Origin of the sequence: Mycobacterium sp. 236(2023) (assembly GCF_029623955.1) — a bacterium.
Taxonomy (GTDB): domain Bacteria; phylum Actinomycetota; class Actinomycetes; order Mycobacteriales; family Mycobacteriaceae; genus Mycobacterium.
The window spans coordinates 1,583,253-1,596,011 of sequence record NZ_JARSBP010000002.1; the positions used below are offsets into that span (position 1 = coordinate 1,583,253).

General features: G+C 66.8%; 11 protein-coding genes. 8 read left to right on the forward strand and 3 right to left on the reverse strand.

From position 1 onward, the window contains the following. Positions 1-4 precede the first annotated feature (4 nt). From ngg to P9A17_RS10120, 3 genes are all read right to left on the reverse strand, one after another. Positions 5-1,774: an N-acetylglutaminylglutamine synthetase gene (gene ngg, locus P9A17_RS10110; RefSeq protein ID WP_278038398.1), complete on the reverse strand. Its 1,770-nt coding sequence runs from the start codon at positions 1,772-1,774 to the stop codon at positions 5-7. After that, positions 1,771-3,576 (reverse strand): N-acetylglutaminylglutamine amidotransferase, encoded by a 1,806-nt coding sequence (locus P9A17_RS10115; RefSeq protein ID WP_278038399.1) that lies wholly within the window; start codon positions 3,574-3,576, stop codon positions 1,771-1,773. The genes ngg and P9A17_RS10115 overlap by 4 nt, the downstream gene beginning before the upstream one ends. 155 nt (positions 3,577-3,731) lie before the next feature. Next, entirely contained in the window at positions 3,732-5,300 is a 1,569-nt protein-coding gene (locus P9A17_RS10120; RefSeq protein WP_278038400.1) for an amino acid permease, read from the reverse strand. 192 nt (positions 5,301-5,492) lie between these two features. Between P9A17_RS10120 and P9A17_RS10125 the strand changes: the two genes are divergently transcribed. From P9A17_RS10125 to P9A17_RS10160, 8 genes are all read left to right on the forward strand, one after another. After that, the gene (locus P9A17_RS10125; protein WP_278038401.1) at positions 5,493-6,857 is read left to right on the forward strand and encodes a glutamine synthetase family protein; all 1,365 of its coding nucleotides are present in this window, start codon (positions 5,493-5,495) and stop codon (positions 6,855-6,857) included. Continuing rightward, complete coding sequence (locus P9A17_RS10130; RefSeq protein WP_278038683.1) at positions 6,844-7,602, forward strand: gamma-glutamyl-gamma-aminobutyrate hydrolase family protein; 759 nt, start codon at positions 6,844-6,846, stop codon at positions 7,600-7,602. The genes P9A17_RS10125 and P9A17_RS10130 overlap by 14 nt, the downstream gene beginning before the upstream one ends. After that, on the forward strand, positions 7,599-8,966 hold the full coding sequence (locus tag P9A17_RS10135; protein ID WP_278038402.1) for an aldehyde dehydrogenase family protein: 1,368 nt from the start codon (positions 7,599-7,601) through the stop codon (positions 8,964-8,966). The genes P9A17_RS10130 and P9A17_RS10135 overlap by 4 nt, the downstream gene beginning before the upstream one ends. Next, the gene (locus P9A17_RS10140) at positions 8,967-9,740 is read left to right on the forward strand and encodes a 3-oxoacyl-ACP reductase (protein WP_278038403.1); all 774 of its coding nucleotides are present in this window, start codon (positions 8,967-8,969) and stop codon (positions 9,738-9,740) included. It begins immediately after the preceding gene. 5 nt (positions 9,741-9,745) lie between these two features. After that, on the forward strand, positions 9,746-10,477 hold the full coding sequence (locus tag P9A17_RS10145) for a GntR family transcriptional regulator (protein ID WP_278038404.1): 732 nt from the start codon (positions 9,746-9,748) through the stop codon (positions 10,475-10,477). Between the two features lie 62 nt (positions 10,478-10,539). After that, the gene (locus P9A17_RS10150; protein WP_278038405.1) at positions 10,540-10,893 is read left to right on the forward strand and encodes a metalloregulator ArsR/SmtB family transcription factor; all 354 of its coding nucleotides are present in this window, start codon (positions 10,540-10,542) and stop codon (positions 10,891-10,893) included. Positions 10,894-10,948: 55 nt separating this feature from the next. After that, positions 10,949-11,749 (forward strand): GntR family transcriptional regulator, encoded by an 801-nt coding sequence (locus tag P9A17_RS10155; protein WP_278038406.1) that lies wholly within the window; start codon positions 10,949-10,951, stop codon positions 11,747-11,749. Positions 11,750-11,827: 78 nt separating this feature from the next. Beyond that, complete coding sequence (locus P9A17_RS10160; protein ID WP_278038407.1) at positions 11,828-12,751, forward strand: phosphotransferase; 924 nt, start codon at positions 11,828-11,830, stop codon at positions 12,749-12,751. Positions 12,752-12,759 lie beyond the last annotated feature (8 nt).

Here is a 12,759-nt window from a genome sequence, read left to right on the forward strand (position 1 = left end):
CCAGCTAACCGCTGGGCGCCTCGTCGGGCGTCCAGGCCTGCGGCAGGCCGGGCTGGTTCGGGAACAGGAAGTCGACGAACGCTTTCGCGGTTGGCTGGGGTTCGTGGTTGGCCAGTCCGGGACGCTCGTTGGCTTCGATGAACACGTAGTCGGGTTTCGTGACGTCGGGGACGAGCAGGTCGATCCCGGTCACCGGAATGCCGATGGCCGCGGCGGCCGCGACCGCGACCCGGCACAGCTCCGGGTGCACCGACGACGTGACGTCATGAATCGTGCCGCCCTGGTGCAGGTTCGCCGTCCGGCGCACCCGCAGCCGAACGCCTTCGTCGAGGACGTCGTTGAACGAGTACCCGGCCTCTTTGACCGTCGTTTCGGTGACCACGTCCATCGGAATCCGTGATTCGCCGCCGGTGGCCGCCGCCCGCCTGCGGCTCTGCGACTCGATGAGCTCGCGGATGGTGTGCTTGCCGGTGCCGGTGACCTCGGCGGGCAGTCGCAGCGCGGCCGCGACGACCTTGCCGTCGATCACCACCAACCGCAGATCGTCACCGTCGGCGCGCTCCTCGATCAGTACCTCGGGGTTCTGCTCTCGGGCCCGGGCCAACGCGGCGTCGAGTTCGTCGGCACCGTCGACACCGACGGTGATGCCCTTACCCTGCTCACCGCGGGTGGGCTTGACCACGACGTCGCCGACCTCGGCCAGGAACTCGTGGTCGGCATCGTCGTAGGTGGCGAGCCGCCCCTTGGGAACCGCGATGCCCGCCTCCGAGACGATGCGGCGCGTCAGCCGTTTGTCGTCACAGCGGGCCATCGCGACCGCGGAGGTGTACTCGGACAGGGATTCGCGGGTCACGACGCTGCGACCGCCGTGCGAGAGCTTCATCTCCCCGGCCTCGGCGTCGAGCACCTCGACCCAGATGCCGCGCCGCATCGCCTCATCGGCGATGATCCGCGCGTACGGGTTGAGGTCGTCCACCGTCTCGGGCGGATGCGTGAACAACGGCTCGTTGATGGCGTTCTTCCGCTTGACCGCCATCACCGGCACGCGCGCGAAGCCCAGCTTCTCGTAGAGGCTGATGGCGGCCGCGTTGTCGTGCGCCACAGACAGATCCATGTAGGCGCGGTCGCGGTCGCGGTACAGCGCGGCGAGGCTGCGCGTGAGCGCAGCGCCCACCCCGGGCAGCGCCGCCGTCGGATCCACCGCCAGCGTCCACAGGCTCGAACCGTTCTCCGGGTCGGAGAACAGTGCCTCGTGGTCGACGCCGGTGACGGTGCCGAGGATGGCGCCGTCCTCGTCGCCGACCGCGACGAGATAGTCCACCGCCGGCTCATCGAGATGGTTGTCCCAGATGACGTCGGTGGGTGCCGGCACCATGCCGCACCGCATGTAGACGCGGTTCATCTGGTCGGCGTCGCCGCGGTTGACGAGCGTGCGGACGCTGAAGCCGAGAGGTGTGGGCACGGCTTCGTCGTCGTCGGTGAACCGCAGCCGGTAGGTGTGGCTGGGATCGATGAACAACTCGGCGGGGGCCTTCGACACCAGGACATGGGGTTCGCGCGCGTACATGCAGATGTCCCGCCGCCCCTGTCCCTCCTGGCGAAGAACGTCGGCGAGTTTGGCGGGGTCGGCGAACGTCTGGCCGAAAATCAGTCGGCCCCAACCGAGTTCGAGGACCACGTCGTCGGCCATCGCGTCGAGCACATCGGCGGTGGCCGCCTCGTGCAACGCGAGGGTGATGGCTTCGGGATGATCGGCGGTGGGGTCGGCGGTCATGCGGCGCGCCCGTTGATTCCGTGCCGCTGCAACCACAGCTCGAGCAGTGCGATCTGCCACAGCTCGTTGCCGCGCAGGGGCGTGAGCTTGCCGTTCGGATCGGCGAGGAGACGCTCGACCGCGTCGGGTCGGAACAGCCCGCGCTCCTTGGCGACCGGGGCGTAGAGGGCGTCGCGGACCATGTCGAGGTAGGGACCCTCGAGATGGGTGAGCGCGGGAACCGGGAAGTAGCCCTTGGGCCGGTCGATCACTTCGGATGGAATCACTTGGCGGGCGGCCTGTTTGAGCACACCCTTGCCCTCGTGGGCGGTCTTGTACTGCGGCGGGCACGTGGCGGCCAGCTCGACGAGCTCATGGTCGAGGAACGGCACCCGGCCTTCCAGACCCCACGCCATCGTCATGTTGTCGACGCGCTTGACCGGGTCGTCGACCAGCATCACGGTGGTGTCGAGGCGCAGCGCGCGATCGACCCCGCCGTCGGCGCCCGCGCGGGCGAAGTGCTCGGTGACGAACAGTTCGCTCGGGTCGCCGTCGGTCAGGTAGCCGGGTGCGACGATGTCGGCGTAGCCGGCCCGGTCGCGGTCGAAGAACGCTCCGCGGTAACTGGCCACCGAACCTTCCAGCGACGCCGCGGCGGGTTCGCCCATCGGGGGATACCAGTGGTAGCCGGCGAACACCTCGTCGGCGCCCTGTCCGGACTGCACGACCTTGACGTGCTTGGCGACCTCTTGGCTGAGCAGGTAGAACGCCACGCAGTCGTGACTGACCATGGGCTCGCTCATCGCCGCGATCGCACCGTCGAGTGCGGGCAGCATCCGATCGGTGTCGATACGGATCTGGTGGTGGTCGGTGCCGAAACGCTCGGCGATGATGTCGGAGTACTTGAACTCGTCGCCCTTGACGCCGCCCACGGACTCGAAGCCGATCGAGAACGTCTTCAGACCGTGCTGTCCGGCTTCGGCGAGCAGCCCGACGATGAGGCTGGAGTCGACACCGCCGGACAGCAGGCAGCCGACCGGCACATCGGCGACCAGGCGCCGCTTCACGGCCGTGCGCAGCGAGTCGAGAACCGCGTCCTCCCAGTCCTTTTCAGACCAGTCCGCCCGGTCGGCGCGGCGGGTGAAGTCGGGCTCCCAGTACGTCGTCGTGGTGACCTTGCCGTCCGGTTCGATCGCCATCAGCGACGCGGGCGGCAGCTTGCTGACACCGCGCAGGATGGTGCGCGGTGACGGCACCACCGAGTGGAACGTCATGTAGTGGTGCAGTGCGACGGGATCGATGTGGGTGTCGATATCGCCGCCGGCCAGCAGGGCGGGCAGCGACGACGCGAAGCGGATCCGGTCGGGGGTCTGGGCGAGGTAGAGCGGCTTGATGCCGAGCCGGTCGCGGCCGAGCAGCACGCGCCCGCTGTCGCGCTCGACGATCGCGAAGGCGAACATGCCCTTGAGGTGGTCGACGAAGCGGTCGCCCCAGTGGTGGTAGCCCTTGAGCAACACCTCGGTGTCGCTGTGGGAGAAGAAGCGGTAGCCGTGACCGATCAACTCGTCGCGCAGTTGCTCGTAGTTGTAAATGCACCCGTTCCAGGCCACCGAGAGGCCGAGGTCGGCGTCGATCATGGGCTGGGCACCGGCTTCGGAGAGGTCGATGATCTTCAGGCGGCGATGGCCCAGGGCCACCCTGCCCTGGGACCACACTCCGGCGGAGTCCGGCCCTCGCGGGACCATGACCTCGGCCATTGCCGTGACGGCGCGGACATCTGGGGTTGTTCCGTCGAGGCGTACCTCGCCGGTGGCTCCACACACCTTGGTTCGGTCCCTCTTCTGTGGCTGCTGTACTCGATCTGACGGGGCCGTGCGTCAGCGCACGGCGCCGACGCTGATTACCCCAGCTGAAGCGGGCCAAACCCGTCAGGCGTATCAAGATCGAGACGGCAGTCACACCGCCTGGTCGACGGCGGTCAGGACACCCCTTCGAGCTTTTCGCCGGACGCGTCAACCTGCTTGATCGGCCCGGTGAACCAGTTCTTCACCGACACGTGCCAGTAGATGAACAGCAGGATGAGCACGCCGCCGACGAGCAGCGGGGTGTAGTTCACGTACTTCCATTCGAAGCCGGGGTCCCACGGTGCGCCCAGGTTGGACGTCGGCCACAGTGCGATGAACGACGTGACGAGGATTTCGATCAGCGCCACCGGCGCCATCCACTTGTGGTGACCGCGCAGGTTCCACTTGCCGACCGGGAAGTCGTCGCCGGCCTTCCAGCGGTAGTAGATCGGCACGGCGAAGCACAGGTACAGCCCGACGACGCCGATGGACACGACGGCGAAGAACGCGATCGGCACCGGGGCGCCGTTGATGTCGACCTCGACGAGTGCGGGCAGCGTGATGATCGCGGCGAGGACGGCCGTGACGATGACACCGTTGGCCGGGATCTTGTTCTTGCTGACCTTCGACCACAGCTGATGCCCGGGGACGGCGCGGTCGCGGCTGAACGCGAACAGCATCCGCGAGGCGCTCGTCTGGCAGGCCGTCGTACAGAAGAACTGGCCGGCTGTGGAGATCAGCAGCACGATCCCCATCCACTTGGTCTCCAGCGCCTGGGCGAAGATCACGGCCACGGCGCCACCGCCCGCGGTCACCTCCTCGACGTCCTGGACCGCGAACAGGAAGGACAGCAGCAGGATCCAGCCACCGATCGCGGAGTAGAAGATCGAGCGCCAAATGCCCTTGGCCGCACCATCGGCGGCGCTCTTCGTCTCCTCCGAAAGGTGTGCCGACGCGTCATAGCCGGTGATCGTGTACTGCGTCAGGATCGCCGAGATGGGCAGCACGAAGAAGATGAATGCCATGCCGGTCTCGCCGCCGAAGAAGCCGGTGTTGTTGACGGTCGTGGCGAACACGGTCGAGAAGCTGGCGTGCTGTTCGGGCAGCAGCCACAGGATGGCGATGACGATGGCTGCACCCGCGACGTGCCACCACACCGAGATGTTGTTGATGACGGCGAGAAGGTGCGACGAGAAGATGTTGATGGTCGCCGAGATCGCCAGGATGACGAGGAACAGGCCGAACGTTCGCGTGAGGCTGTAGCCGGCGAGCCAGGTCTCGCTGAAGGTGCCCAGGGTGAGATCGAGGAACGTCGCGCATCCGTAGGACACCGAGGCCAGGATCGCGATGAGCCCGATGAGGTTCAGCCAGCCGGTGTAGAAGCCGGCCTTGGCGCCGCCGAGTTTGGCCGCCCACCAGTAGATGCCCCCGGAGGTCGGGTAGGCCGAGACGAGCTCGGACATGCACAGACCGATGATGAGGATGAAGACCGAGACGATCGGCCACCCCCACGCGATGGCCGCGGGACCGCCGTTGTTCCAGCCGAGGCCGAACGAGGTGAAACAGCCGGCCAGGATCGAGATGATCGAGAACGAGATCGCGAAGTTGCTGAAGCCCGACCACGATCGGGACAGTTCCTGGGTGTAGCCGAGGCTTGCGAGATGTCGCTCGTCCTCGTCCAGATTCTCGTGACCCTCGGGCATTGAGGAGCTCCTCTGTGAGAATGCAGCGCATGGACCAGCGCTGGCACCACTGTCGGACAATAGAGCGCCTATTGGTCTGGTGTCCTACCTTTGGACATGAAAATCTGTTCGTGGGATTGTGAGTGCCCGACCGCGCAGCGTCGGCTAAAGGTCGGTTGGCGGACGACACCGTAGGAAGGTCAGGCTGAGCTGATGAGCGCACGCGGCATGCTGTCGAAGGCGGTACTGGAGCAACAGGTCGCCGAGGGGGACATCGACACCGTCATCGTCGCGTTCTGCGATATGCAGGGACGGCTGACCGGCAAGCGGATCTCCGCACGCCTGTTCGTCGAGGACGTCGCCGAGCACGGCGCCGAGTGCTGCAACTACCTACTCGCCGTCGACGTTGACAACAACACCGTGGACGGCTACGCGATCTCCAGCTGGGAGACCGGCTACGGCGACATGGTGATGACCCCGGACTTCTCCACCTTGCGGCTGCTGCCGTGGCTGCCCGGCACCGCGATGGTGATGGCTGACCTGTCATGGACCGACGGCCGGCCCGTGACGCAGGCGCCGCGCACGGTGCTACGCACACAGCTGGACCGTCTCGCCGAGCGCGGCCTCGGCGCCGTCGCGGCCACCGAACTGGAGTTCATGGTCTTCGACGACACCTACCGCAACGCGTGGAAGGCCGGCTACCGCGACCTGACACCGGCCACCGACTACAACATCGACTACGCGATGCTGGCGTCCACGCGGATGGAGCCGCTGCTGCGCGACATCCGGCTCGGGATGGAAGGCGCAGGTCTTTACTGCGAAGGCGTCAAGGGCGAGTGCAACCTCGGCCAGCAGGAGATCGGCTTCCGATACGACGAAGCGCTCGTCGTCTGCGACAACCACACCATCTACAAGAACGGCGCCAAGGAAATCGCCGACCAGCACGGCAAGAGCCTGACATTCATGGCGAAATTCGATGAGCGCGAAGGCAACAGCTGCCACATCCACATCTCCTTCCGCGGCCAGGACGGTTCGGCTGTGTTCGCCGATGACGCCGACGAACTGGGCATGTCGCCGATGTTCCGCAGCTTCGTCGCCGGCCAGCTCGCCACGCTGCGCGAGATGACGCTGTTCTATGCGCCGAACATCAACTCCTACAAGCGTTTCGTGGACGGCAGCTTCGCGCCGACCGCAGTGGCATGGGGGATCGACAACAGGACGTGTGCGCTGCGGGTGGTGGGCCACGGCCATGGGATGCGGATGGAATGTCGCGCTCCCGGTGGCGATGTCAACCAGTACCTGGCGGTGTCCGCGTTGATCGCGGGCGGCCTGTACGGCATCGAGAACGAGCTGGAACTCGAAGAGGCGATGCAGGGCAACGCCTACACCAGCGGCGCCGACCGGCTGCCGACGACGATGGCCGAGGCTGCCGACCTGTTCGACAAGTCCACCGTGGCGCGCAACGCGTTCGGTGACGACGTCGTCGACCACTACCTCAACAACGCGCGCGTCGAACTGAAGGCGTTCAACTCGGCCGTCACGGATTGGGAGAGGAAGCGTGGCTTTGAACGCCTCTAGGCCCGTGATCGGGTTGACCACCTATCTGCAGCAGGCGCAGACCGGCGTGTGGGATGTGCGGGCCAGCTTCCTGCCCGCCATCTACTTCGAGGGTGTGGGCATGGCAGGCGGAATCGCGATGCTGGTGCCGCCGCAGCCCGTCGACGACGCGATCGCCGAGCGGCTCCTCGACGGGCTCGACGGCCTCATCATCACCGGGGGACGCGATGTGGACCCGTCCATGTACGGGACGCAACGTCACCCGGCCACCGACGAACCGGTGGCCGATACCCGCACCCGCGATGCGCTCGAGTTCACGCTGCTGCGCGCGGCGTTGCGCCGGCGCATGCCGGTGCTCGGCATCTGCCGGGGCGCTCAGGTGCTCAACGTCGCGCTCGGCGGCACCTTGCACCAGCATCTGCCGGATGTGGTGGGGCACACCCGTCACCAGCAGGGCAACGCGGTGTTCACGACGTCGTCGATCACGACCGTCCCCGGCACCCGGGTGGCCGCACTCGTCGGCCCGGACACCCAGGCGCAGTGCTACCACCACCAGGCCATCGACCGGCTCGGCGACGGGCTCATCGTCAGTGCGTCCGACACCGACGGTGTCGTCGAAGCCGTCGAGGTCGACCCCACGCAGCATCCGGACAGCTGGGTCGTTGCGGTGCAATGGCATCCGGAAGAACGGCTCGACGACCTACGACTGTTCGCGGGGCTCGTCGGCGCCGCGACCGCCTATGCGAACCAGAAAGTGAGCGCATGACCGTCAGCGAAGTGATCAACCCCGCGACCGAGGAACTGCTGCGCAGCGTCGAGCAGACCGACGAAGCCGGGACCGACGACGCCATCGCGCGAGCCAAGGTGGCTCAGCGGGGATGGGCGCGGCTGGCGCCGGCCGAACGGGCCGCCGCGCTGCGGTCTTTCGCGGCGGTGGTCGATGCGCACGTCGAGGAGCTGGCCAGACTCGAGGTGGCCAACTCCGGTCACCCGATCGGCAACGCGCGGTGGGAGGCCGGACACGTCCGCGATGTCCTGCAGTTCTACTCGGCAACGCCGGAACGATTGTCCGGCAAGCAGATTCCCGTTGCCGGCGGCCTCGACGTCACGTTTAACGAACCCCTGGGCGTCATCGGCGTCATCACGCCGTGGAATTTCCCGATGACCATCGCGGCATGGGGTTTCGCGCCGGCGCTCGCCGCGGGCAACGCGGTGCTCGTCAAGCCTGCCGAATGGACCCCGCTGACCACGATGCGCCTCGGTGAACTCGCGGTCGAAGCCGGCCTGCCCGCCGACCTGTTCCAGGTGCTGCCGGGCCGAGGATCGGTGGTGGGGGAGCGGTTCGTCAGCCACCCCGATGTCCGCAAGATCGTGTTCACCGGATCCACCGAAGTGGGCACCCGGGTGATGGCCGGGGCGGCTGCGCAGGTCAAGCGCGTCACCCTCGAGCTCGGCGGTAAGAGCGCCAACATCATCTTCGACGACTGCGATCTGGAGCGGGCCGCCGCGGCGGCGCCCTACGGCGTTTTCGACAACTCCGGGCAGGACTGCTGCGCGCGCAGCCGTATCCTTGTGCAGCGCAGTGTCTTCGACAGATTCATGGAGCTGTTCGAACCGGCCGTCAAGGGTGTCGTGGTCGGCGATCCCGGTGCCGACGGCACCGAGATGGGACCGCTGGTGTCGAAGGCCCACTGGAACTCGGTGTCGTCGTATGTGCCCGACGGTGCGCCGGTCGCGTTCCGGGGGTCCGCCCCCCAAGGTCCCGGATTCTGGTTCCCGCCAACGGTGCTCACACCGCCGCGCGACGACCGCACCGTCGTCGACGAGATCTTCGGGCCCGTGGTGACGGTGCTGCCGTTCGACGACGAAGCAGATGCCATCGCTGTGGCCAACGACACCGTCTATGGGTTGTCCGGTTCGATCTGGACGGAGAACCTGTCGCGTGCGCTGCGGGTGTCGCGCGCCGTGGAATCGGGCAATCTGTCGGTCAATTCGCACTCGTCGGTGCGCTACAACACGCCGTTCGGCGGGTTCAAACAATCCGGGCTCGGCCGTGAACTCGGGCCCGACGCCCCGCTGTCGTTCACCGAAACCAAGAACGTCTTTTTTGCCGTACAGGAGGCCAACTAAATGGATCTGACCCAACGCCTGGCAGGCAAGGTCGCCGTGATCACCGGCGGCGCCAGCGGTATCGGGCTGGCGTCAGCCAAGCGGATGAAGGCCGAAGGCGCGACCATCGTGATCGGTGACATCGACCCGGCCACCGGCAAAACCGTCGCCGACGACCTCAACGGCACGTTCGTCCAGGTCGACGTCTCCGACCAGGTCGCCGTCGACGTGCTGTTCGACACTGCGGCCGAAACCTACGGGTCGGTGGACATCGCTTTCAACAACGCCGGCATCAGCCCGCCGGAGGACGACCTGATCGAGGTCACCGGGATCGACGCGTGGGACCGGGTGCAGGACATCAATCTCAAGTCGGTCTTCTTCTGCTGCAAGGCGGCATTGCGGCACATGGTGCCGGCACAGAAGGGCTCTATCGTCAACACTGCATCGTTCGTGGCGGTGATGGGGTCGGCGACGTCGCAGATCTCGTACACCGCCTCCAAGGGCGGTGTGTTGGCGATGTCGCGGGAACTCGGTGTGCAGTACGCGCGGCAGGGAATTCGCGTCAACGCGCTGTGCCCCGGGCCGGTGAACACGCCGCTGCTGCAGGAGCTGTTCGCCAAGGATCCTGAGCGTGCGGCGCGTCGCCTCGTGCACGTGCCGGTCGGACGGTTCGCCGAGCCGGAGGAGCTAGCGGCGTCTGTTGCATTCCTGGCCAGCGATGACGCGTCGTTCATCACCGCGTCGACGTTCCTCGTCGACGGCGGCATCAGCGGCCACTACGTGACGCCGCTGTAGAAACCATGTCAGCCGAGCCGGATCCGACTGAGGGCGTCGACGCCAGCGATGCGTTGCTGCGTCCCGTTCGGCCACTCAACGCGTTCGAGGACACCGTCGAGCGGCTGCTGCAGACGATCCGGCTGGGCGTGCTGCATCCGGGGGAGTCGTTGCCGCCGGAGCGCGAACTCGCCGGGCGTCTCGGCGTGAGTCGAGACACCGTGCGGGAAGCGATCAAATCACTGTCCGACGCCGGCTATCTGGTGTCGCGCCGCGGCCGCTACGGCGGCACCTTCCTGGCCGACGAACTGCCGACGCCGTCGACCGCAGCCGTCGAATTCCACGGCGCCGAGATCGACGACGCGGTGCGGCTACGGGAGATCTTGGAAGTCGGCGCGGCGCGGATGGCCGCGGGCCGCACCCTCGCGGCGGCCGAACGAGAAGCGTTGTGGAGCAGGCTGACCGACGTGCGCGAGTCTTCCCCGGAGGACTACCGCCGGCTGGATTCGCGTCTGCACCTGGCGATCGCCGAGGCGGCGGGCGTGCCGTCTCTGGTGCCGTTGGTGGCGCAGAATCGTATGCGGCTCAACGAGTTGCTGGACTGCATCCCATTGCTGTCGCGCAACATCGCGCACTCCGACGAACAGCACGAGGCAATCGTGATGGCGATCCTGGCCGGGGACGCCGACACCGCGGCAACCATCATGGCGGCCCACGTCTGGGGCTCGGCGGCGCTGCTGCACGGTTTTCTGGACTGAGGTTCACCCCTGCACCGCGAGCGCGCGTGTCGCCACGCCGACACGCCGCGATGGCTGGCATTATGTGCGCGCTCGCCGGGGACTACATTGCAGTTGTGGAGGATCAACAGCTCGTCGAGAGGGCATCGTCGGCGCTGGCCGACGTGGACACGCCCGGCTGGGCGCAGCGGTTCGACCTGGTCTCGGACCCGCATCGGCTGGAGATCCTGCTCTGTCTGCACCGGGCGCCCGGAATCTGCGTCAGCGACCTTGCCGCTGCGGTGGGCCGATCGGAGAACACGGTGTCGCAGGCACTTCGTGTGCTGCGCCAACAAGGTTGGGTGACCAGTACACGGGCCGGCCGATCGGTCACCTATCGGCTCGAGGACGAGATCGTGCACGACCTTCTGCACTGGATCGGCGCCCGGCACGGCTGACAACTGAAACACGTTGCAGCCAAGCGATGCCCGCTAACACCCCTACACTTGGCCAGTGCGTCTGTTGAATCTCGACCAACCGCCGCTGGCGCCGCACCCGGAGCTCGCCGCGCCGTCCGACCAGCCTGCCCATGCGCGGATAGCGCACTGGCTGGAGGGACTCGTGGTTTCCGGCGAACTGGAGCCGGGTGACAAGCTGCCGCCCGAGGTGGAGATCGCCACGGCGCTGGGGGTGAGCCGGATGACGCTGCGCCAGGCTCTCGGGGCCGTCGAGGCCAAGGGGTTCATCGACCGGCGACGGGGCCGATTCGGGGGGAGCTTCATCGCCGCGCCCCGTTTCGAGCTCGACCACGCCTCGCTGCCCGGCTTCACCGAACAGATGCTGCGGATCGACGTCGAACCCGGCGCGGTCGTGCTGCGCGCGACGACCTGCCGCCCCGACATCGTCGTAGCCAAGGCGCTCGGCGTCCGCAAAACCGACCAGGTCCACGAGATCCAGCGTGTCCGCACCGCCAACGGGGAGCCGATCATCCTCGAGGAGGCGTACCTGCCTGCGGCGGTCTTCCCCGGTCTGGTGACGAAGGACCTTCACGGGTCGCTGTACTCCGTCATGGGTGACTACGGGCTGGCGCCGTCGACCGCCGACGAACGCATCGAGGCCGCTCCAGCGACGCTGGAACAGGGCGAGATCCTCGGGCTCCCCCCCGCCAGCCCGCTGCTGTTGATCGTGCGAACCGCATACGCCCACAACGGGGTTGCCGTCGAGTTCTCCAGGGACTATCTGCGTTCGGACCGGACGGCGATCCGGATCAAATCCCGCGCGGAAGCCATCGGGGTCGCACGGCGGAACTCCTAGCGGTTCATTCGTCTAGACCTTTGGAACCGCCGGGTTTACAGTGAGGGTTCACAACACTGCGGCTCCTGGGGATCGTGAATGTCGGCTCGGCTCAGCGATGAACACCTCGACGGGGTGTTCGATCAGATCGACCTGCTTGCCGGCCGCCCACGCCACCTCGAGGAGCTTTCCGGCGGGCTGACCAACCGCAACATCAAGATCACGACGCCGGACGCTGTTTACGTCGCGCGCTGTGTCGACACCGCGCGCAACCTGCTCGGCATCGACCGCGACCGTGAACACTTCAACACTGTGGCCGCCGAGCAGGCAGGGGTCGGTGCGAAGGTACTTGACTATCGTCCGGACCTCGGAGTGCTGCTGCTGAGCTTTCTCGAGGGAAAAACTCTGGAGAACAGCGACTTCCAGCGTGACGGTGTGATCGCCAAGGCCGCCCGCGCGTGCCGGTCCCTGCACGAGGGCCCGCGGTTCCAGGGCCGCTTCGACATGTTCGAGCGCCAGCCTGCCTATCTCGCGACGGCCCACCAGCACGGCTTCCGGATTCCTGCGGACTACCACGAGCACGCTGAGGCGTTCGGCGCGGCGAAGCGCGTCCTCACCGCGACCGACGACACGACGGTGCCGTGTAACAACGATCTGCTCGCCGGCAACTTCATCGAGGACGGCGACCGGATGTGGTTGATCGATTACGAATACTCCGGCAACAACGACCCATGTTTCGAACTGGGCAACATCTGGGGCGAATGCGGCCTGTCCCTGGATCAGCTCGACGAACTCGTCACGGAGTACTACGGCCGCCCGCTCCGCCACAGGACCGCACGGGCCCACCTCCAGGGCATCGTCGCCAAGTACGGCTGGACGCTGTGGGGCTGCATCCAAAGCGGCTCCAGTGCCATCGAGTTCGACTTCTGGCAGTGGGCGATGGAGCGGTACGAATCCGCGGTTGCCGCATTCCGGGATCCGAGTTACGCGCGACTACTCGACAGTGTCTTTCCACAAGAGTGAGTCGCGCT